This is a genomic window from Telluria mixta, assembly GCF_029223865.1.
Taxonomy (GTDB): Bacteria; Pseudomonadota; Gammaproteobacteria; order Burkholderiales; family Burkholderiaceae_D; genus Telluria; species Telluria mixta.
The window spans coordinates 4852594-4874904 of record NZ_CP119520.1 but is presented as its reverse complement, the minus strand read 5'-3'; the positions used below and the strand labels follow the sequence as shown (position 1 = coordinate 4874904).

Sequence of the window (22311 nt, the reverse complement as noted above, 5' to 3'; positions counted from 1 at the left end):
ATCTGACGAATTGTGAAATCCACGCCATCGCTGCCTCCCAACATCGGTTGACGTTGATTTCAGTCTACTAAGGCGGGAAGCATATTGACGTTAGCTAACGCACATAGCGGAACCAAATGCAGTTCGCATATGTCACAAATTTGTAACTTTTTGTTTCAGCAACGTCGTATGATCTCTTTCAGGCAAGAATTCTGTGCAACTCCTCGATACTGACGGGTTTGGTGAGATGGTGCGAAAAGCCACGGTTGCGGGTCTGGCGCCGGTCGGCATCCTGCCCCCATCCCGTCAGTGCCGCGATCCGCACGGTGGTGAAGCGCTCGTCCTGGCGCAGGCGGCGCGCGACTTCATAGCCGTCCATGCCGGGCATCCCGAGGTCGAGCAAAACACTGGTCGGCTGGAAAGTTTCAGCCATCGCCAGCGCGGCGCGACCGTCGTACACGACGCGGACCTCGGCGCCATCCGCTTCCAGCAATAACCCAAGCGTATCGGCGGCGTCGCGGTTGTCGTCCACGACAAGGATGCGCTGGCCGTGGAACGGCGCGGCCGGTTGGGCCAGGCCCAGCTGCGGTGCGTCGTCATCCGTATCGAGCTCGGCTGCGAGCGGCAGCCGCACGATGAACTCGCTGCCCTGGCCCGGCCCGGCGCTGCGCGCCTCGACGGTGCCGTGGTGCATCTCGACGAGGCTGCGCACCATCGTCAGGCCGATGCCGAGGCCGCCCTGTCCCCGCCCGGCGGACCGGTGGGCCTGCGCGAACATGTCGAACACGCACGGCAGCGCATCAGCCGGAATGCCGATGCCCGTGTCGCGCACGATGGCCAGGACCTGGCCGTCCTCGCGCCGCACGTCGAACCAGATGCGTCCGCCCCCGTCCGTGTACTTGGCGGCGTTGTTGAGCAGGTTGGCAAACACCTGCGTCAGGCGCACGCGGTCGGCTTCGAGGACGAGCGGCTGCTCCGGCAGCGCGACGGCGAGCTGGTGGCCGGCCCGCTCGATCATCGGCTGGCTCGTCTCGACGGCGCTGTGGACGATCTCGGCGAACTGCAGCCGCTCCAGCTTCAGGTCGATCTTGCCGCGCGTGATGCGCGACACTTCCAGCAGGTCGTCGACGAGGCGCGCCATCTGCTTCACCTGGCGCCCCACCATCTCGACGACACGGTCGGACTGGCGCCGGCCGTCCGGACGGCGCATCAGCTGCACCGCGTTGCTGATCGGGGCCAGGGGATTGCGCAATTCGTGGGCCAGCGTCGCAAGGAACTCGTCCTTGCGACGGTCGGCCTCCTTTAGCGCCTCCTCGGCCTGCACGGCCCCCGTGATGTCGAGCGAGATGCCGACGTAGCCACGGTGTTCGCCGTCGCCCGAATGCCAGGGCGACGCATGGGATTCGAACCAGTGCCGGCTGCCATCCTTCACCACCGCCTGCATGCGCTGGGTAAAGGCGCCGCGCGTGCGGATCGCGTCGAACACGTCGCGCAGGTACGCGTCCATGTCGCCCGGCCGGGAGATGCTCTTCCAGCCGGCGTTGCCGTCCGCCGTTGTCACTTCATCGGTGACGCAGCGCTGGTTCAGGTAGATAACGTTGCCGTCCACGTCGAACTGGTACACGAGCGCGGGCGACGCGTCGGCCAGCGCGCGGAACCGGCCCTCGCTCTCGCGCAGCGCATCCTCGGCGCGCCTGCGCACGGTGATGTCGTGGAACAGGATCGCCACGCGCGGCACCTGGCGCCCGCCGACCGGGTACACGAAGAAGTCGTACCAGCTGCCCAGCGGCTGCGAAAAGCATTGCGAGCGGCTGGAGACGCCCGTGCGCACGACCTGGGCGCAGGCGTCCAGCCAGCACGGCTCGTGCTCCGGGGGCATGCGCAGCTGGCCCGGCCCCACGTAGGCGATGTTGGCCATGCGCACGGCGGCCGGATTCGCTTCCGCGTAATCGAGGCCGGTAGGCCGGCCCGTATCGTCGAAGCGCACGGTCGCGAGGAGGAAACCTTCGTCCATCGCCTCGAACAGCATGCGGTAGCGCCGTTCGCTCTCGGCCAGCGCGGCCTGGGTGCGGCGGCGCTCGTCGACGTCGATGTGCATGCCCACCCATTTACGGACGCTGCCGTCGCGGTTGAACAGCGGCGCCGCACGCGCATTGGTCCAGCGCCAGCCGCCGGAGGCCATCTGCACGCGGAACTCGGCGTTCAGGATCCGGCGCGTGCCGACGGCCGCACGCCATTCGCGCAGCACATAGGCGCGGTCGTCCGGATGCACGGCCTCGATCCAGCCCACGCCCAGCGACGCCGATTCCGACTGGCCCGTATAGGTCGTCCAGCTGGGCGAGCCGGTGATGACGCGGCCGTGCGCATCCGCTTCCCACACCGTCTGCGCGAAGCCCTCGACCATCGCCCGGAACCGCTCCTCGCTCTCGGCCAGCCGCGCCTCCGTCTCCTTGTTCTCGGTGACGTCGATCACGAACAGCACGCAGCGCGCATTTGCACCCTCGCCCGAGATGCGCGCGGGCGCGAACAGGCCCCACCAGCGGCTGCCGTCCTTGCGCCGCATCTGCTTCGTGTACGGCAGGGTGACCCCTTTGTCGATGAGGTCGCGCAGCGCGCGTGCCGACACGTCCCAGAACTCGGGCGGCGTCATGTCGCGCCAGTTCGGCATCGTGCGCAATTCCTCGCGGGTATAGCCCGTCATCCGTTCGAATGCCGCATTGACGTCGCGGACGATGCCGTCGATGTCGAAATACAGTACGCCGACGGTACTGATGCTGAGGGTGGCGTCGATAAGGGCCTTGTGTTCGCGCAGCAACCGCTCGGCCGCGCGGCTCTCCTCGACCTCGCGTTCCAGGTGTTCCTTGCTTTCCAAAACGGGACGCAGGCGCTCCTCGACCTTGCGCTCGATCTCGCCGCCGTCGGCGCCCGCGCGCGCGCCGCCGGCCTGGTGCGCGGCCGCGGCGAACGCGGCGCAGGTGCGCAGCCGGCGCAGGTCGTCGGCATCGAAGCGGGCCTCGCCATCGCCCAGTACGGCCGCCAGTGCGCCCGTCGCGTTGCCGTGGACGCGCCACGGCACACCGAGGAACTCGGCCACGGGCACGCCGCTGGCGCGCAACGATGGGAATTTATCGGCCGGCTGTTCCATCAGCACGGCGCCGTCGGCGCGGATGACGGTGCCGCACGCGCACTCGTCCAGGCCCCAGCGCTCGCCCTCATGTCCGGCCAGCGCGCCGGAGACGACGCACCACCGCACCGTGTCGCCGTCGGGCGCGTCGTGCGTACCGTGGGCACCGTGGGCACCGTCGCGCACCGCCACGACGACCGCATCGGCACCGCACAGCGTGCGGACGGCGTCGGCCAGATGCTGCTGGACATCCTCCGGCGTGTCGGCCAGCGCCTGCGCCAGGCGCGCCAGCACGGCCGTCTCCGCCGCGCCGTCACGCGCGGGCAGATGCGCCGCGCGTTCGCGCAGGACGGCTTCCACGACTTCGTCGTCGCGGACTCCAATCGATACGTCAGGTGTCGAGTCGGCCATGGTTGTCGATTATCGGTTGTCCACGCCCTGCAACCCCAGATTACTTGACATTTCGATCACTGCCAATCGAATTTCAATCGTGCTCGCCACGTTTAACAATATTTAACGAAATCCGTGGCGCCGGCGAGCGAAACCGTAGCGCGCCTGCCAAATAAGGGCATTTGAACGGCCGCCGTCCAGTTTCCCGATACAAGATAGATAGCGATAACAACCGTCTCGCCAGATACAGTGGCGAACGCAATCAAAGAAAGGCCGGTCAGCGCACGGGATCGGGCTCGCCGAGCGCGCGTTCCAGTTCCTCCAGCCGCACGGGCTTTTTCAAATGCAGGTCGAAGCCGGCGGCCAGCGCCTGGCGCACATCGTCCGGCTGGCCGTAGCCGGTGACGGCCACGAGCCGGATGCCGCCCTGGCGCTTGAGCAGCCGCGCCACCTCGTAGCCGGAGATGTCGGGCAGGTCGATGTCGACGAAGGCCACGTCGGGACGCTGGCCGGCGGCCAGCGCGAGCGCGGACCTGCCGTCCGCCGCCGCCATCACCGTGCAGCCGCGCGACTGCAGCAGCGCGCACGTCATGTCGCGCAGGTCGTCGTTGTCTTCCACGAGCAGTACGCGCCGGCCCGGTGCGACGGCCACGCCATCCGCGCCACTGTCCGCGCCGGGGCCGGCGAACGCCGCGCGCGCCAGCGGCAGCCGGACGGTGAACGTGCTCCCCTGCTGCGGCCCGTGGCTGGCGACGGCCACGCTGCCATGCTGCTGCTCGACGAGCGACTTGACGACGGCCAGCCCGATCCCGAGCCCGCCCTTCGCGCGGCTCAGCACCTTGCCCTGCACGAACACGTCCCAGATGCGGGGCAGCAGGTCGGGGTCGATGCCCTTGCCGTTGTCGGCCACCACCAGCTCCGCCATGTCCGGCCCGGCCGCGCGGCGGACCGACACGCGGATCCAGCCGCCCGCCTGCGTGTACTTGGCGGCGTTCTCGACGAGGTTGCCGATCACCTGCTGCAACCGGGTCGGATCGGCGCAGACCCACACCGGCGCCAGGTCCAGTTCGACGGTGTGCTCGGCCGTCGTCCCCTGCGTCTGCAGGGTCAGCGCCACGTCGCGCACGGCGGCGGCCAGGTCGAGCGGCACGGGCGCCAGCGTCACGCGGCCGCTGAGCACGCGGTTGGCGTCCAGCAGTTCGTCGACGAGGTGGGCCAGGTGGCGGCTCTGGCGCCCGATGATCTGGTGCGCGCGCTCGGCCGCCTGGCCGCTGGCGCCCATCTGGATCAGGGCGATGGCGGAACTGATCGCCCCCAGCGGATTGCGCAGCTCGTGGCCCAGCATCGCGAGGAATTCGTCCTTGGCGCGGTTCTGCGCCTCGGCGAGGCTGCGCGCCGCCTCCGCCTCCGCCAAGTGGCGCTGGCGCGCCGCGTCCAGCCGGATCAGGCGGGTGGACACGGCGTGCAGCACCTTCTGCAGCGCGTTGAGTTCCGTGATGCGCAGGTCGGCGGGCGGCGGCAGCCAGCCGTCGACCATGCCCTCGGTGGCGGCGCCCAGGTATTCGGTGGCGCGCAGCAGGCGGCGCGCGAACAGCAGCGCGCCCAGGCACGCCAGCGCCACCGCGCACAGCAGCGTCGCGGCCGTGAGCGAGACGGCGTGCGCGGCGGTCGCCTCCAGTTCCGCCACCGGCACACCGACGGCGGCCGTCCAGCCGGACAGCGGCGAGCGCGCCACCGCCGCGTACATCGGCACGCCTTCGCGGCTGTCGCTGCGCACGATCCCCGCGCCGGCGCGCAGGCCCGCCATCAGTTCCGGGCGCGGCTTGCCGGCCACGTGCTCCGCCCAGCGCTGGTTGCGCGCGATCGTGCTGCCCCCGCGGTCGAACACGGTGATCAGCCACGACGCCGGCACGTCTTGCGGCAGCATCCGGTTCAGGTCGCGCGCGTACAGCCACTGGCCGAGCACCAGCCGCCGGCCGTCGCCCAGCGCCACGGGGATCTGCGCCGACACGACGTAGTTGCCGGTCACGTTGCCCACGATCAGGTCCGACACGCCCGGCGTGGCGCGGTCGAGCACACTCCGCACGCGCTGCCGCGTGGCGGCCTTCGGCTCGCCCGTCGCGGTGCCGTATGGACGAATGGTGTTGAACACTTCGTCGCCGTCCGCGCGCAGCAGCGCGGTGTGGCGGCGGCTGCCCGCGTTCGCATTGCTCGCCTGGCTGTAGAACGTCGCGAAGTCGCCGCGGAACAGCGACGTCGACGTCGTCAGCGCCTGCCCGCTGGCCAGCGCGGCCGTGAGCTCCTGGTCCATCGTCAATACGGTGGCGCGCGCCAGCTCCTGCATGCCGCGCAGCACGGCCTGGCGCTCCGCATCGAGCAGCAGCCGGATGGCGATCGCCGATCCCAGGATCACGGGCAGGAAAACGACGGCGGCCAGCAGGGCCAGATGCGTGCGCACTCTCATGGTTTCCGATAACGAAAATCCGAATCGTCTGATTGTATCTTCAGCAAGATTGAACGAGATCGCGCACGTGCAAAAAAAGCATAACCCCTGTCGGTACAGGCTTCATGAGGTCGCCCGGCACATGATGGCCAACATTGGCAAATCAATTCGTGTTGTTGCAGTTTGGAAATATGTTATATTTGCGACATGCCGGCCGACACCCCGCCGGCGCCACGTCAACGAACCATGTATCGTCATTCCTTCGTCCGCCCTGCCCTGGCCGTCGTGGCCTGCCTGTCCGCCGCCGGCGCCGCGCGTGCCGCGCCACCGCCGGCCTACAATTTTTCGCCGGTCAATCAGTACAACCTGCAGGTGTCGGCCGGTTTCTGGAACCCGATCATCCGCTACGTGTCGGCGAAAAGCGGCGTCCGCCTGAATCTCAAACTGGGCCGCACGTCGGCGGACACGACAAGCTATGTGCTCGCGCGCGAAGTCGACTTCGCGTTCACGAATCACCTGTTCAGCCCGGACCGCGCACGGCTGGGCTGGACCGTGTTCGGCCGCCGCGATGCGCCGCCCGTGCGGGCGCAGATCGTCGTGCCGGCCGATTCGCCCGTGATGGGCCTGGCGCAACTGGCCGGCGAGCCCGTCGCCTTCCCCGGTCCGGAAGCGATGATCGCGTACAAGGTCGCGTATGCCCAGCTGCTGCGCCGGAACGTCCCCGTCGACGTCGTCTTCGCCGGCAACATGGATGCCGCGTTCGCCCAGATGTTCGCGGGCAAGGCGGTGGCGGCCGGCGCCAATTCCCAGCTCGTGCAGAACTACCGGGGCCGCGAACACAAATCGTTCCGCGTGCTGTGGAGTTCGGAGCCGTTCAACGACCTGGCCCTGATGGCGTCGCCGCGTGTCCCGGCCGACCAGGTCCGCGCGGTCGCCGAGGCCTTCTTCGGCATGGACAAGGATCCGGAAGGCCGCAGCATCCTCGCGGCCGCTGCGGAACTCGTGCATGCGCCGGCGCCCGTTTCCTTCGTCGCGGCCAGCGACGCCGACTATGCCGCCTACCGCGCGTTCCACGCGGACGCGCCGCCGAACCTGCGCTGACACGATGACCCTCTCTCCGATCCTGCGCTTCCTGCAGCGCATCCCGGCGCTGCCCCGCTCCCTCGTCGGCCGCGTGTTCACCGTGTTCAGCCTCACGCTGCTGCTGTCGATGGGCACGGGCCTGGGCCTGTTCTACCGCTACCAGTTCCTGCAGCACATCGAGGAAACCCAGGACACGGCGCTGACGCTCGTCGAGGTGGCCACGCAGACGATCGAGGACAGCGTGGTGATCGGCGACTACGACACGGTCAAGCGCACCCTGGGCAAGATGCTGTTCCAGTCGCCGTTCAAGCGCGCCGAATTCATCGACGTGGGCGGCGGCATCCTCCGCGTGGACGCGCCGCGCGTGACGCGCAGGCTGGCGCCGCGCTGGCTGACGCAGCGCATCGCCGACAAGCTGTACGACGTCAACCGCATCGCCAACGTGGGCGGCAAGGACTACGGCGTCGTGCGCCTGCAGTTCGACGAGGAGAAGCTGGCGGCGCAGTTGTGGAGCCTTGTGCTGGAGACGGCCGGCGTGGCGTTCGTCGTGTTCGTCGCCAGCGTCGCCCTGATGCGCACCCTCGTGCGCCGCTGGCTCGACAACCTGGGGCGCCTGCGCTCGTTCGAGCACGACGTGGCCGCGGGCCGCATCACCGCCGAGGCGGCGCTGCTGGCCGACGCGCCGACCGAGATCCAGGAAGCCATCCGCGCCGTCAACCGCAGCGCGGCCAGCCTGCGCGACCAGTTCGGCCAGCGCATCGATTCGCTGATGAACTCCCTCATGCAGCACAAGAGTGCGATGGACCAGGCCGCGATCGTGTGCGAGGCCGACGCGGCCGGCGTCATCACCGGCGTCAACGACCTGTTCGTGACGAGCAGCGGTTTCACCCGCCCGGAAGTCGTGGGCCAGCGTCTGGGCGACGTCGGACGCCCGGCCGGCGCGCGGTTGCCGTGGCAGCCGTCGGACCGCGTCTGGAACGGCGAGGTCGTGATCGCGGGACGCCACGGCCGGCGCCACTGGCACCGCACCATCGTGCCCATGTTCGCCGCGCCCGGCACGGTCGAGCGCTACATCTGCATCGACATCGACATCACGGAACGCAAGGAATTCGAGCGCACGATCGTCGAGAACGCGCAGCGCCAGACGCTGATCGCGGAACTCGGGCGCAAGGCGCTGGCCGCGAACGGCCTCGACGAACTGTTCGCGGACGCCGCCGACGCCGCCGCGCGCGGCCTCGGCGCGCCCGGCGCCGCCCTGTTCGAAGCGGGTCCGGACGGCATGCTCGTGCGCGCGGGCGCCGGCCGGCTCGCACAGTCCACGGGTCTGCAACTGGCCTGCCCGCAGGACGACCCGCCTGTCGTCGCCCATGCCATCGACGCGGCGCTGCGGCCCTGGTTCGCGCCGCTGGCCGCGCTGCACGGGATCGACACGGGCATCGACACGGCCATCGTGTGCGGCGAGCGCGCGTTCGGCCACCTGGGCGTGTACGCCGCACGCCCGCGCCGCTTCGGCGCCGACGACGCCAACTTCCTGCACGGCGTGGCCAACATCGTCGCCACCGCCGTCGAGCGCCAGGAAGCGCGCAACCGGCTGACGTACCTGGCCCAGTACGATCCGCTCACGAGCCTGCCGAACCGGCGCCGCCTCGCGCACAGCCTGGAAGACGCGATCGCCGCCGCGGCCCGCGCACAAGGCCGCGCGGCCGTCATGTTCATCGACCTCGACCGCTTCAAGAACGTCAACGACATGCTGGGCCACGACGTCGGCGACCAGTTGCTCGTGCAGGCGGCGAAACGGCTCACTGCCTGCGCACGCGCGGACGACGTCGTCGCGCGGCTGGGCGGCGACGAATTCGCGCTCGTGCTGCCCGCGCTGGACGACGACGGCGTGGCCGCCGATATCGCCGCGCGTGTCATCGAGGCGCTGGCGCAGCCGTTCTATCTCGAGGGCCAGCAGCTGTTCGTGTCGGCCAGCGTCGGCATCGCCACGTATCCGGAGAACGGGCGCGACGCCGAGACGCTGCTGAAGAATGCCGACACCGCGATGTACGGCGCCAAGAACGGCGGCCGCAACAACTACCAGTTCTACGTCGCCGAGATGCACGAGAACGCGACGCAGCGCCTGCAGACGGAAACGCAGTTGCGCCTCGCGCTGGAGCGCGGCGAATTCCTGCTGCACTACCAGCCCAAGCTCGACCTGGCGACCGGCACCATCAGCGGCTTCGAGGCGCTGCTGCGCTGGAACCATCCGCAGCGCGGCCTCGTTCCGCCGCTGGAATTCATCGACATCCTCGAGGACACGGGCCTGATCCTGCCCGTCGGCGAATGGGTGATCGGCGAAGTGTGCCGCCAGCTGAAAGCCTGGCAGGCGCAGGGCATGATGGTACAACCGGTGGCGATCAACCTGTCCGCGCGCCAGCTGCAGCAGGCGGACCTGGCGGGCGCCGTCGAGTGCATCGTCGCGCGCGCCGGCGTCGACCCGGCGCTGCTGGAATTCGAGCTGACCGAATCGATGCTGATGACGAACCCGGAAGGCGCGGTCGAGATCCTCGCGCGCATCAAGGCCCTCGGCATTCGCCTGTCCGTGGACGATTTCGGCACGGGCTATTCGAGCCTCGCGTACCTGAAACGCTTCCCGCTGGACGCGCTGAAGATCGACCGCACCTTCGTGCGCGACCTGCCGGACGATCCGGACGACGCTGCGATCACGAAGGCCGTGATCCGGCTCGCGCACAGTCTCAGCCTGAAGGTCGTGGCCGAGGGCGTCGAGAACGTGGACCAGTTGCGCGAACTGGAACAATACGGCTGCGACCAGATCCAGGGGTATTACGTCAGCCGGCCGCTGCCGGCCCAGGCGTGCGAGGCGCTGCTGGCCGGGACCGCGATTGCCTAGATTCGGCTAAACTAGTGGGATTCCTCCGTTTCGACAATCCCACCATGTCTCACAATCCACTCCAGGTGGCGCGCCGCGTCGACGCCATCGAACCCTTCCGCGTGATGGAAATGGTCAAGGCCGCGGCCGCGATGGTGCGCGCCGGCCAGGACGTCATCAGCATGAGCGTCGGCGAACCCGACTTCACGGCACCCGACCTGGTCGCCCGCGCCGCCATGGACGCCATCCAGCGCGGCGCCACGCAGTACACGGAATCGCTGGGCCTCCCGGCCTTGCGCGAAGCCATCTCCGCGCACTACGCCCGCGCCTGTGGCCTCGACATCGCCCCGCAGCGCATCGTCGTGACGGCGGGCGCGTCGGCCGGCCTGCTGCTGGCCTGCGCCGCGCTCGTGGCGGAAGGCGACGAGGTCCTGATGCCCGACCCGAGCTACCCCTGCAACCGCCACTTCGTCAGCGCGTTCGGCGGCCAGGCCGTCCTCGTGCCGTCCGGTCCGGCCGAGCGCTACCAGCTGACGGCGGCCCAGGTGGCCGGGCGCTGGACGGAGCGCACGCGCGGCGTGATCGTCGCGTCGCCGTCGAACCCGACCGGCACGTCGATGACGCCGGAACAGACGCGCGACGTCGTCGCGGCCGTGCGTGCGCGCGGCGGTTTTTCGATCGTCGACGAGATCTACCAGGGTTTGTACTATAGCGAGAAGGAAGGCGACCGCGCGACCAGCGCCCTGTCGTTCGGCGACGACGTCATCACCGTCAACAGCTTCTCGAAATACTTCAGCATGACGGGCTGGCGCCTGGGCTGGCTCGTGCTGCCGGAGTCGCTCGTGCCGGCCATCGAAAAGCTGGCGCAGAACCTGTTCATCTGCGCGCCCGCCATCGCCCAGCACGCGGCGCTGGCCGCGTTCCACGACGACGCCATCGCCATCTTCGAGGAGCGCCGCCGGGAATTCCGCCGCCGCCGCGACTTCCTCGTGCCCGCGCTGCGCGACCTCGGTTTCCAGGTACCCGTGCTGCCGGACGGCGCGTTCTACGTGTATGCCGACATCACGCAGGTCGACCATCCGCTGGCGCACGACAGCAGCGCGTTCGGCATGGCCGTGCTGCGCGACGCGCTGGTCGCGATCGTGCCGGGCGATGACTTCGGGTTCGCCGCGCCGAAACAGCACGTGCGCTTTTCCTACGCGACGAAATACGAGCGGATCGAACAGGCGGTCGACCGCCTGGCGCGCCTGGTCAGGCGCTGAAGGTTGAGACCGGGGCGGGGGCGTCGGCGACCACGGCCAGCAGCGCGGCAGCGCCGACCGGCTTGACGAGGTAGCGGTCGAATCCGGCCGCGAGGCCGCGCGCCTCGTCGTCCGGCTGGCCGTAGCCCGTCAGCGCGATCGCATACGGACGGGCGCCTTCCTGCTGCGCGCGCAGGGCCTGCATCAGCTTGAGGCCGTCGAGTTCGGGCAGGCCGATGTCGCACACGATCACGTCCCACGGCTCGGCGAGCGCGCGCGCCAGGCCGGCGCGGCCATCCGCTTCGCACACGACCTCATGGCCTTGCGTAAGCAGGATGTCGGCCAGCGTGGCGCTGGCATCCTCGTTGTCTTCCACGAGCAGGATGCGGCGGCGCGGCGTGGCCTGTGCCGGTTCGGGCACGACCGGCGCCGCGGGCACGCCGGCAGCGCGCGGCAGGCGCACCGTGAAGCGGCTGCCGCAGCCGGGACCATCGCTGTGCGCCTCCACCGTCCCGTGGTGCATGCCCACGAGGTTGCGCACGACGTTCAGGCCCACGCCGAGCCCGCCCTCGGACCGGGCCAGCGAGCGCGGACCCTGCGTGAACAGGTCGAAAATATAAGGCAGCACCTCGGGCGCGATGCCGGTGCCATTGTCGGCAATCGTCACCACGATCTCGTTTGGTCCGGCCTGCGCGGCAAGCCGGAGCCGTCCGCCGTCGCCCGTGTATTTGGAAGCATTGCCGAGCAGGTTCGTGAACACCTGCGCGAGACGCACCTTGTCGCCCTCCACCGCGACCGCCCCCGCCGGCAGCTCGACATCGAGCGCCTGGCCGCGTTCCGCGATGCGCGGCTGCACGGTCTCGACGGCGTGGCGCAGCACGTCGGCCATGGCCAGCGATTCGACGGTGAGCGTGATCTTGCCGCTGCTGATGCGGGCCGCGTCGAGCAGGTCGTCTAGCAGGCGCGCCATGTGGTCGACCTGGCGCGAGATGACGCTCGCGAGCCGCAGCTGCTGCGGCGCGGCGCCGGCGTCGCGCTCCAGCAGCGACGCCGCCATCGCCAGCGGCGACAGCGGATTGCGCAGCTCGTGCGCGAGCATGGCGAGGAATTCGTTCTGGCGGCGGTTGGCGGCTTCCGCGTCTTCGCGCTGATCCTCCGCGTTGAAGGTGGCGAGGATGAGGTTCTCGTTGGCTTCGCGCAGCCGCGCCACGTCGGCTTCGAGCACCTCGCGCTCCTCGGCCTGGCGCCGGACCAGTGCGTGCACCGCCTCGAGTTCGGCCTCGAGCGCATGGACACGGCGCAGCAGCGCATCGTCGAACCCGGCGTCGCGCACGACATCATCGAGGGAACGCTGCGCCGAGGCGGGCGGCTGTTGTCGGTACGTTCCCATCGTCGTCCTTTACTTGTGCGGCTCGCGCCGCGTGGGGAAGCCTGTCATGAGGGCATCGAGGTTCGTCGCGTGCGGCGAGACCTCGATGCCCGCGTCGGTGATGCGGTATTCGCGCAGCTCGTTACTGTGGCTCGTGCCCCGCACCTTGATGACGGTCATGAACTTGCAGACGTGTCCTTCCACTTCGGCGAAACGCATCGACAGCACGGCGTCGGCCAGGAAGCACAGGTTGTCGATGGAGAAGCGCCAGTTCGGCTGGTTCTCCTCGTAGCCCACCGTGACGACGGCGGTGACGCCGCGCCGCGCCAGCAGCGACAGCGTGCGGAACACGGACAGGCGCAGGTCGTAGCGGAATTCCGGTGCGAGATACAGCCCGATCTCCGACAACGAATCGATCACGACCCGGGTCGCACCCGTGCGCTCGATCGCCTCCGTCAGCTGGTCGAGCAATTCCTCGACCGTGAGCGACAGCGACAGCGATTGCAGCACCGTCACCTGGCCGGACTGCACCATGCTGATGAGTTCCGCGTTGTGCAGGCGCGACGTGTGTTTTTCGAAGAACACGGCGATGCCCTTCTCGCCCTGCGCCGCGCCGGCCTGCAGGAAGCGCGTGCCGAGGATCGTCTTGCCGATCCCCGTGGGGCCGGACACGAGCATCGTATGACCCTGCGGCAGGCCGCCGTGGAGCATCTCGTCCAGGCCCGCCACGCCGGTTGCGATCTTGCGCGGACCGTCGGCGATGGTTTCGTAGGCATCCAGCACGGGCGTCAGCACGCGCGGATAGACCCGGATACCGTCGTCCGTGATGCGCAGCGTGTGCGCGCCGGCCAGGTGGGCCTGGCCGCGCATCTTGACGATGCGGACCTTGCGCACCACCGAATCCTCGTCCAGGTTGTGCGACAGCGCGATCATGCCGTCGGCCACCGTGATGATCGGGTTGGCCTCGACGTCCGCCTGGGTGTATTCGCCGATGAGGAACGTGGTCGCCTGCCAGGTCGCCATGCGCGAGCCCAGTTCCTGGATGAAGTGCTGCAGGTCCCACAAGCCTTCGTTGCCGCTGCGCGCCGTCTGCACGACGGAGCGGAACGAGTCGACGAACACGAGGCTGGGGCCGAAATCCTCCACTTCGCGCATGATGCGCTCCAGCACGCCGCTGAAATCGCCCGCGCGCAGGTCGTCGGCAAGGTTGACGTAGCGGATCGCCGGGCCGACCTTGTCCATGTCGAAGAACGTGAACTGCTGCTGGTAGCGCAGCATCTTCAGCGGCGGTTCGCCGAGCACGGTAAAGAACAGCGCGCGGCGCTGCTCGTTCGCGAGCGAAAACATGATCTGGTGCGCGAGCGTCGTCTTGCCGCTGCCGGGTGCGCCCGCGATCAGCGTGAACGAAAACTCCGTCAGGCCGCCGCCCAGAAGCACATCAAGCCCTGGCACACCGGTGCACAATTTCTCCAGGGTTACTTTTCCGCTCATTTATCGTGCTCCTCTTGATTCTTTTGCGGCGTGCCGTCCGCACCGGTTTCGGCCAGCAGCCGTGCCGTCAACGTGGGGCCGATGAGGGCCCCCAGCTGCCGCACGAACGCGCCCATCAATTCATCGTGTGTCGCGGCCGCTTCTGCGGGGTCCGCCGCCGCCAGGTCGTGCTCGAGGGCGGACAGCAGCAACGTGCTCGTGCGGCGCGTGGCGTCGATGCTGAGCCACGCCCGCGGCGGCGACAGCAGGCGGGCCGAGCGCGTGAACAACGCGACGAAACCGCCTTCGCCGATCAGCGGCACCAGTTGCCGGCCCAGGCGCGACCAGGGGCGGATCAGCGGCGCGGCATGGTCGGCGGGAGCCGGTTGCGCTCTGTTTTCGTCTTTATCCATGCAGGAGTGGTGTCGGAGTTGTCATGCCATGCGGCGTGGCCTCGGCTTGGCACGTCCGTTCTTTGAATTATAACGTGAATGCAAGGTTAATTTATTTAATATAGTGTCAATACGGACAACGTGCGACAGCCGGTGCTACCATCGCGCACTTGTATCACTCAAGAGCCGTCCACCATGTCTTTCCGTATCTACGCCGCCTCCTTCCTGCTCGCCGCCGCCGGCACCGCACACGCCCAGTCCGCCCCGCCCGTGGCCGAGGCACCGCTGCGCGCCCACCTGTCCTTCCTCGCCGACGACCTGCTCGAAGGCCGCGGTACGGGCCAGCGCGGCGGCGAACTCACCGTGCGCTACCTCGAGACCCAGGCTGCCGTGCTGGGTTTGAAGCCGCTGGCGGACGGCGGCTACCGCCAGAAGGTCGAGCTGGTCGGCCAGAAGACGTTGCCCGGCAGTACCTTCCGCTTCGTGGCCGGCGGCCGCGTGCTGCCCGCCACGTTCGGCCAGGACGTCGTGTTCGGCAACGCCGATGGCAACGCGGCCACACGCGTGTCGGCGCCCCTGCTGTTCGTCGGCTACGGCATCGACGCCCCCGACGAGCGCTGGAACGATTTCCTCGGCGCCGACGTGAAGGGCAAGGTGCTCGTCGCGATGGTCAACGATCCGCAGCCCACGAGCGCGGAGCCGGACCGCTTCGGCGGCAAGTCGCTCACGTGGTACGGCCGCTGGACCTACAAGTTCGAGGAAGCCGTGCGCCAGGGCGCGGCCGGCATCCTGCTGATCCACACGACGCCGTCCGCGTCGTATCCGTGGAGCGTCCCCGTCAACAGCTTCTCGCACGAGCAGTTCCACCTCGCCGGCAAGGGCAACCCGCTGCAGGGCTGGATCAGCGAAGACATGGCGCGGACGCTCCTCGCGGCCAGCGGCCAGGACCTCGACCGCCTGCGCGCCGCCGCCGAAGTCCGTGGCTTCAAGCCGGTGCCGCTCGCGGCCAGCGTCGAGGCGGACGTGAAGAGTCTTGTCCGCACCGTCGTCGAGTACAACGTGGCCGGCATCGTGCCCGGCACCGATCCGAAGCTGCGCGACCAGGCGGTCGTCTATTCCGCGCACTGGGACCACCTGGGCATCGATCCGGACAACGGCAAGCCCGATCATATCTGGAACGGCGCCATCGACAACGGCTCCGGCACGGCCGCCCTGCTCGCGATGGCCCAGGCGGCCGTCAAGCGTCCGGCCAAACGCACGCAGATCTTCCTGTGGCCGTGCGCGGAAGAACAGGGCCTGCTGGGCAGCCTGGCCTACGTGCGCAACCCCGTGTGGCCGCTGGCGAAGACCGCCGCGGACCTGAACCTGGACAGCATGAACTTCGTCGGCCGCACGCGCGACATGGGCGTGGCTGGTGCCGAGCGCAGCTCGCTGTATGCGACCTCCGCCACGGTCGCGAAGGCGATGGGCCTAACCCTGGCCGCGCCCGTGCCGGACCTCGGCGGCGCCTACTTCCGCGCAGACCACTTCAACTTCGCCAAGGCCGGCGTCCCCGCGTTCAACGTCGGCTCGGCCGTGTTCTCCGGCGACGGCCATTTCGACTTCGAGCACGACCAGGCGGCGGAAGGCGCGAAGATGCGCGCGTTCACGAAGGATTACCACCAGATCAGCGACCAGTACGATCCGTCCTGGGACCTGTCCGGCATGGTGCAGCAGGCGCAGTTCACCCTGAACCTCGGCTATGCGGTCGCGAATGCGCCCACGCTGCCCACGTGGAAGGCGGGTGAGGCATACGGCAAGGTAAAACGTTGAGCAAGACTGGCTTCTGGTGAATCTGCCGGGTAATATCGTGAGCTGAGGCAATACCCTGCCTCCGCTCACGACACCTCGACCACAGGACCACCATGAAGCAGACCTTGCTCGCCGCCGCCCTTTCACTCGCCCTCTCGACGCTGTTCGCGCCTGCAGCCGCCGTCGCCGCGCCGGTCGCCGCCAAGGCGACCGCGCAAGCCGATGCGCGCTTCCAGGCCATCTACAAGGCCGAGTGGCAATGGAGGATCAAGCAGCGGCTCGCGTGGGAGGAAGACGAACCGCGCGATGTCCGCGACGCGCTGCCGAAGGTCGACGCAAGCACGCAGGCCGCGCGCCTGGCGATGTGGGAAGGCGTGCTGCGCCGGCTGGACGGCATCCGCGCGGCGGACCTGTCGCGCGCCGAGCAGATCAACTATGCCGTGTACCGCGCCCAGATCGCCGCGTTCGTCGCGGCGCAGCGCTTCCGCGAATACGAGCAGCCGGTGAACGCGGACAGCGCGTTCTGGTCCGACATCGCCTACATCGCGCGCCGCCCGCTGAAGAATGCGGAGGAATACCGCGCCTACCTCGCCCAGCTGGCCGACCTGCCCCGCTACTTCGACGAAGAACTGGACAATATGCGCGCCGGTCTCGCACGCGGCTTCACGCCGCCGCAGGTGACCCTGGCCGGCCGCGACGCGCCGCTCCTCAACATCGTCAACGCCAAGTCGCCGGAAGACACGGTCTGGTACACGCCGTTCAAGGAGATGCCCGCGACGATCTCCATGGACGAGCAGACGCGCCTGCGCACGCAGGGCATCGCGCTGATCGAGAGCGCCGTGAAGCCCGCGTACGCGAAAGCCCTGCAATTCTTCCGCGACGAGTACGTGCCGAAGGCGCGCACCACGCTCGCGGCGGAGCGCCTGCCGGACGGGAAGGCGTACTACCAGTCGAAGATCGTCGAGTACACGACGACGGACATGACCGCGCAGCAGATCCACCAGATCGGCCTGAGCGAGATGGCGAAGATCCGCGCCGAGATGCAGCAGACCAGGGAAAAAGCCGGCTTCAAGGGCGACCTGCCCGCCTTCCTCGCCTTCCTGCGCAGCGACCCGCAGTTCTATGCGAAGACGCCGGAAGAACTCTTGATGCGCGCCGCGTGGATTTCCAAGAAATTCGACGGCAAGGCCGACCAGTATTTCGGGTACCTGCCGCGCCGCCGCTTCGCCATCGTGCCCGTGCCGCCGGACCAGGCGCCGTACTACACGTCGGCGCGCGGCGGTCCGGGCATCTACCTCGTCAACACGTACAACCTGCCGGCGCGCGCGCTGTACAGCCTCCCCGCGCTGACCCTGCACGAATCGGCGCCGGGCCACGCGTTCCAGATGCCGGTGGCGCTGGAACAGCAGGGCGTGCCGCCGTTCCGCCGCGCCTACATCTCGGCATACGGCGAAGGCTGGGCGCTGTATTGCGAACGACTGGGCAGCGAAATGGGGATGTACGAGACGCCGTACGAAACGTTCGGCATGCTGAGCTACCAGGCGTGGCGCGCGTCCCGCCTCGTCGTCGACACGGGCATCCACGCGCTGGGCTGGACGCGCGAGCAGGCGCAGGCCTACATGCACGACAACACGGCGCTGTCCGACCACGAGATCCAGACGGAGGTCGACCGCTACATCTCCTGGCCGGGCCAGGCGCTGTCGTACTACCTGGGCGAGATGGCGATCATCGAGTCGCGCCGGAAGGCCGAGGCGGCGCTGGGCGACAAATTCGACATCCGCGCGTTCCACGACACGGTGCTGCAGCTGGGGTCCGTGCCGCTGCCCGTGCTGAAGGCGCGGATCGATACGTTCATCGCCGACGGCGGGAAATCGCCGTATCCACCGACGTCAAAATAATTTGACCTTCAACTGCACGGAAATCCCGCCGTACAGGCGATCCTTGTACGACGGGATCACGCCGACGTTCACGCCCACGCGCTGGTACTCGTACGTGAACGTGGGCACGACGGCCGGGAACCAGCCGCGGTCGCGCATCTTCGGATACCCGTCGAACGCCGCGATCGCCGCGCCGAGGCGCACGGGGCCCAGCGCATACGGCTGCCACAGCACGCCGACGTAATTCGAATACATCCTGTCGCTGTTGACGAAGCGCCCTGCCGCCGCCGCCATCGTGCCCGAGAAGCGGTATTCGACGCCGAGGCCGCGGTTGCCGCCGTTGAGGTTCTTGTCGCGGTCGAAGTGGTAAGTCGCGAAGCCGCTGTCGATCCACAGCTCGCGCTTCGGGTCCGCGTCGATCTTCGTGAACAGGTCATCGGCATGCGCGCCGGCGCTCAGCAGCGCCAACAAAGCGCCTACATAATGCGTTTTCAATCGTCGGCCTTCGGATCGAGGTCGGGGAACATCACTTCCGTGAAACCGAAGCGGGTAAAGTCGCGGATCCGCATCGGGTACAGGATGCCGAGCAGGTGATCCACTTCGTGCTGCACGACGCGCGCATGGAAGCCGTCCACGTCGCGGCTGATCGGGTTGCCGTACTGGTCCACGCCCTCGTAATGCAGGCGCGTGTAGCGCGGCACGCTGCCGCGCAGGCCCGGGACGGACAGGCAGCCTTCGAAGCCCTCTTCCATCTCGTCGGACAAAGGCTTGAGCACCGGGTTGATGAGCACCGTCTCCAGCACGGCGGGCGCGTCCGGGTAGCGCTGGTTCTTGCCGAAGCCGAAGATCACCAGCTGCAGGTTGACGCCGATCTGCGGCGCGGCCAGGCCGGCGCCGTCGACGGCGTGCATCGTCTCGAACATGTCGGCAACGAGTGCGTGCAGTTCGGGCGTGTCGAACGCGCGCACGGGCTCCGCCACGCGCAGCAGGCGCGGGTCGCCCATCCTGAGAATCTCGCGGATCGTCATTTCGGCAGGTCCGCGCACAGGTGCGTGAGGAATTCGCGGTAGCCTTCGGCCGTCTCCGGGTGCTTCATGCCGATGGCGGCCGTGGCCTTCAGGTAGCCCAGCTTGGAGCCGCAGTCGTAGCGCGTGCCGGCATAGCGGTACGCCAGGACGCGTTCGCGCGACATCAGCGAGGCGATGCCGTCGGTCAGCTGGATCTCGCCGCCCGCACCGGTGCCCAGGTTTTCCAGGTGTTCGAAGATGGCGCCGGACAGCACGTAGCGGCCCACGACGGCCAGCGTCGACGGGGCGTCTTCGGGTTTCGGTTTCTCGATGATGCCGGAGACCAGTTCCAGGTCCGGACGATAGGCGCGCGCGCTGACGATGCCGTACTGCCGGGTGTTCGCGCGCGGCACGTCCTGCACGGCGAGCACGCTGCACTTCTCGTACGCGTACAGGTCCGTCATCTGCGCCAGCACCGGCTTGTGGCCGTCGGCCGTGTCCATGAAGTCGTCCGCGAGCAGCACGGCGAACGGCTCGTTGCCGATCACGGGACGGGCGCACAGCACGGCGTGGCCCAGGCCCAGCGCGGCCGGCTGGCGGATGTAGATGCAGTTGACGTTCTTCGGAATGACCTGGCGCACGAGCTTCAGGAGTTCCTCCTTGCCGGCCGCTTCCAGCTCCGATTCCAGCTCGTAGGCCTTGTCGAAATGGTCTTCGATGGCGCGCTTGTTGCGGCCGGTGATGAACACGAGTTCCGTGATGCCGGCGGCCACCGCTTCCTCGACCGCGTACTGGATCAGCGGCTTGTCGACGATGGGCAGCATTTCCTTCGGCTGCGCCTTGGTGGCCGGCAGGAAGCGGCTGCCGAGGCCGGCGACAGGAAATACGGCTTTCTTGATTGCGGTCATTGTGAAGCTCCGTCTGATTATTGAGTTGAGTTCTGTGCGCCCAGCAGGGCCAGCAGGCCCGCTTCGTCCAGCACGGTCACGCCGAGCTGCTCGGCCTTTTCCAGCTTGCTGCCTGCTTCCGCGCCGGCGACGACGTACGACGTCTTCTTCGACACCGAACCGGACACCTTGCCGCCCGCCTGTTCGATCAGGGCGCCCGCGGCATCGCGCGACATCGTCGGCAGGGTCCCCGTCAGCACGAACGTCTTGCCGGCCAGCGGACCCGCGGCATCGACGGCATCCTGCGGCAGCAGCGCCAGCAGCTCGCTGCGCAGCGCCGCAAGAAGCGCCAGCATCTCGCGGTTGCCCGGCACCGCCATCCATTGTTCCAGCGCCGTGACGACGCCTTCCGGCAGGCCGAACACGCTGAAGATCTTCAGGTGTGCGAGATCGTCCAGCGTGCGGCCGTCGGCCAGCAGCTGGCGCGCGCGCGGCTCCGTCAGTTTCGGGATCCCGAGCGCGGCCAGCAGGCCCACGTCGTCCAGCTTTTCGCGCAGTTGCGCGCGCGGCGCATGCTCGCCCTGCGGCGCAACGCCGGCCGCCAGCAAATCGTTCAGCGCCTGCTGGTTTTTCTCTTCCGCGAAGAAGTCGGCAATGGCTTCCGCGACGGTGCCGCCAATGTCGGGCAGCACGCGCAACAGCGCGGCCGGCGCACGCCGGACCAGCGCGAGGCTGCCGAGCCAGTCGGCCAGGGTCTTCGCCGTCGACTCGCCCACGTGGCGGATGCCCAGCGCGAACAGCAGACGCTCCAGCGGCGGGTGCTTGCTGGCGGCGATGGCGGCCAGCAGGTTGTCCGCCCATTTCGTCGCGACCTTGCCCTGCTTGACCGTCTCCGGCGTGGTGCCGTCGCGTTCATCGGCCAGACGCTTCATCTTCAACAGGTCGTCCAGCGTGAGGCGATACAGGTCCGCCACGCCGTGGATCAGGTTCGCTTCCACGAGGCTGTCGATGTAGCGGTCGCCCAGGCCTTCGATGTCCATCATGCGGCGGCCCGCGAAATGGCGGATCGCTTCCTTGCGCTGCGCCGCGCACGTCAGGCCGCCGGAGCAGCGCGCGACGGCCTCGCCCTCTTCGCGCACGACGTGCGAACCGCACACGGGACACGTCTTCGGCAGTTCGTACACGGGTGGAACCGGCGTCGGGCGGCGTTCGAGAATGACCGAGAGCACTTCCGGAATCACGTCGCCCGCGCGGCGCACGACGACCGTGTCGCCCACGCGCACGTCCTTGCGGCGTACCTCGTCCTCGTTGTGCAGCGTGGCATTCGTGACGGTGACGCCGCCGACCGACACGGGCACGAGGCGCGCCACCGGCGTGATCGCACCGGTGCGTCCCACCTGCACGTCGATGGCGGACACGGTCGTCAGCGCTTCCTCGGCCGGGAATTTGTGCGCGAGCGCGAAACGGGGCGCGCGCGACACGAAGCCCAGCTCGCGCTGGTCCGACAAGCGGTCGACCTTGTAGACGACGCCGTCGATCTCGTACGGCAGCGATTTGCGGCGCGCGCCGATGTCGCGGAAGTAGCCCAGCATGCCTTCGCAGCCCGTCACGACAGCGCGTTCCTTCGACACGGGCAGGCCGAGCTGGTCGAGCCAGTCCAGCGCCTTCGAGTGCGATTCCGGCAGCGGCGCGCCTTCCAGCAGGCCGATGCCGTAAGCGAAGAAGCGCAGGCGGCGCTGGGCCGTGATGCGCGCGTCGAGCTGGCGCAGGCTGCCCGCGGCCGCGTTGCGCGGGTTCGCGAATTCCTTCTGGCCCGCGTCGCGCTGGCGCTGGTTCAGGCGTTCGAAGTCTTCCTTGAACATCAGGACTTCGCCGCGCACTTCCAGCACCGCCGGAATGTCGTCACCACGCAGACGGAGCGGAATGACCTTCACGGTGCGGATGTTGGCCGTGACATCCTCGCCCGTGTAGCCGTCGCCGCGCGTGGCGGCCTGCACGAACACGCCGTTCTCGTAGCGCAGGCTCATCGCGAGGCCGTCGAATTTCAGCTCGGCCGCGTACTGCACCTGCGCGTGGCCGAGGCCGTCGCGCACGCGGCGGTCGAAGTTGTCGATGTCTTCATCGGAAAAGCCGTTGTTCAGCGACAGCATGGGCACGGCATGCGTGACCTGCTTGAATTCCGGGATCGGCGCGGCGCCCACGCGCGACGTCGGCGAATCCACCGACACGGCTTCCGGATGCTTGGCTTCCAGGTCCTGCAGTTCGCGGAACAGCTTGTCGTATTCGGCGTCGGGAATCGTCGGCGCGTCGAGCACGTGGTAGTTGTAGATGTGGTGGTTCAGTTCCTTGACGAGCCACGCCATCCGTTCCAGGTCGGCCATGCTCA

At 68.4% G+C, this 22311-nt stretch carries 14 protein-coding genes; 5 read left to right on the top strand and 9 right to left on the bottom strand.

What is annotated here, in order from left to right; genetic code table 11:
- Positions 1 to 178 precede the first annotated feature (178 nt).
- Both P0M04_RS21710 and P0M04_RS21705 read right to left on the bottom strand, forming a co-directional pair.
- A complete protein-coding gene (locus P0M04_RS21710) occupies positions 179 to 3514 on the bottom strand; it encodes a PAS domain S-box protein (RefSeq protein WP_259447054.1) in 3336 nt (1111 codons plus the stop codon).
- Between the two features lie 256 nt (positions 3515 to 3770).
- A complete protein-coding gene (locus tag P0M04_RS21705) occupies positions 3771 to 5957 on the bottom strand; it encodes an ATP-binding response regulator (RefSeq protein WP_259447055.1) in 2187 nt (728 codons plus the stop codon).
- A 225-nt stretch (positions 5958 to 6182) separates the two neighbouring features.
- On the opposite strand from P0M04_RS21705, the gene P0M04_RS21700 reads away from it, so the two are divergent.
- Genes P0M04_RS21700 through P0M04_RS21690 form a run of 3 tightly spaced genes read left to right on the top strand, consistent with a single transcriptional unit; the run spans position 6183 to position 11153 of the window.
- Complete coding sequence (locus P0M04_RS21700) at positions 6183 to 7037, top strand: phosphate/phosphite/phosphonate ABC transporter substrate-binding protein (RefSeq protein ID WP_259447056.1); 855 nt, start codon at positions 6183 to 6185, stop codon at positions 7035 to 7037.
- A 4-nt stretch (positions 7038 to 7041) separates the two neighbouring features.
- A complete protein-coding gene (locus P0M04_RS21695; protein ID WP_259447057.1) occupies positions 7042 to 9912 on the top strand; it encodes a putative bifunctional diguanylate cyclase/phosphodiesterase in 2871 nt (956 codons plus the stop codon).
- 44 nt (positions 9913 to 9956) lie between these two features.
- On the top strand, positions 9957 to 11153 hold the full coding sequence (locus P0M04_RS21690) for a pyridoxal phosphate-dependent aminotransferase (RefSeq protein WP_259447058.1): 1197 nt from the start codon (positions 9957 to 9959) through the stop codon (positions 11151 to 11153).
- Here the strand turns inward: P0M04_RS21690 and P0M04_RS21685 are convergent.
- From P0M04_RS21685 to P0M04_RS21675, 3 genes are read right to left on the bottom strand one after another with little or no spacing between them, the layout of a single operon-like run.
- Entirely contained in the window at positions 11143 to 12522 is a 1380-nt protein-coding gene (locus P0M04_RS21685; protein WP_259447059.1) for a hybrid sensor histidine kinase/response regulator, read from the bottom strand. The genes P0M04_RS21690 and P0M04_RS21685 overlap by 11 nt on opposite strands.
- A gap of 9 nt (positions 12523 to 12531) precedes the next feature.
- Entirely contained in the window at positions 12532 to 13992 is a 1461-nt protein-coding gene (locus P0M04_RS21680) for an ATPase domain-containing protein (RefSeq protein ID WP_259447060.1), read from the bottom strand.
- Complete coding sequence (locus P0M04_RS21675; protein WP_259447061.1) at positions 13989 to 14384, bottom strand: hypothetical protein; 396 nt, start codon at positions 14382 to 14384, stop codon at positions 13989 to 13991. Before P0M04_RS21675 ends, P0M04_RS21680 begins: the two co-directional genes overlap by 4 nt.
- Before the next feature lie 174 nt (positions 14385 to 14558).
- Between P0M04_RS21675 and P0M04_RS21670 the strand changes: the two genes are divergently transcribed.
- Positions 14559 to 16175 carry a M28 family peptidase gene (locus tag P0M04_RS21670; protein WP_259447062.1) on the top strand — a complete coding sequence of 539 codons (1617 nt, stop codon included), beginning with the start codon at positions 14559 to 14561 and terminating at the stop codon, positions 16173 to 16175.
- A gap of 92 nt (positions 16176 to 16267) precedes the next feature.
- A complete protein-coding gene (locus P0M04_RS21665) occupies positions 16268 to 18052 on the top strand; it encodes a DUF885 domain-containing protein (protein ID WP_259447063.1) in 1785 nt (594 codons plus the stop codon).
- Here P0M04_RS21665 and P0M04_RS21660 read toward each other — a convergent pair.
- From P0M04_RS21660 to ligA, 4 genes are read right to left on the bottom strand one after another with little or no spacing between them, the layout of a single operon-like run.
- Positions 18044 to 18499, bottom strand: coding sequence for a hypothetical protein (locus P0M04_RS21660; RefSeq protein WP_259447064.1), 456 nt, complete (start codon positions 18497 to 18499; stop codon positions 18044 to 18046). The genes P0M04_RS21665 and P0M04_RS21660 overlap by 9 nt on opposite strands.
- 23 nt (positions 18500 to 18522) lie before the next feature.
- Positions 18523 to 19059: a peptide deformylase gene (def, locus tag P0M04_RS21655; RefSeq protein WP_259447065.1), complete on the bottom strand. Its 537-nt coding sequence runs from the start codon at positions 19057 to 19059 to the stop codon at positions 18523 to 18525.
- The gene (galU, locus tag P0M04_RS21650) at positions 19056 to 19946 is read right to left on the bottom strand and encodes a UTP--glucose-1-phosphate uridylyltransferase GalU (RefSeq protein WP_259447066.1); all 891 of its coding nucleotides are present in this window, start codon (positions 19944 to 19946) and stop codon (positions 19056 to 19058) included. The genes def and galU overlap by 4 nt, the downstream gene beginning before the upstream one ends.
- Before the next feature lie 17 nt (positions 19947 to 19963).
- Positions 19964 to 22306 carry an NAD-dependent DNA ligase LigA gene (gene ligA / locus P0M04_RS21645; RefSeq protein WP_259447067.1) on the bottom strand — a complete coding sequence of 781 codons (2343 nt, stop codon included), beginning with the start codon at positions 22304 to 22306 and terminating at the stop codon, positions 19964 to 19966.
- Positions 22307 to 22311: the final 5 nt, after the last annotated feature.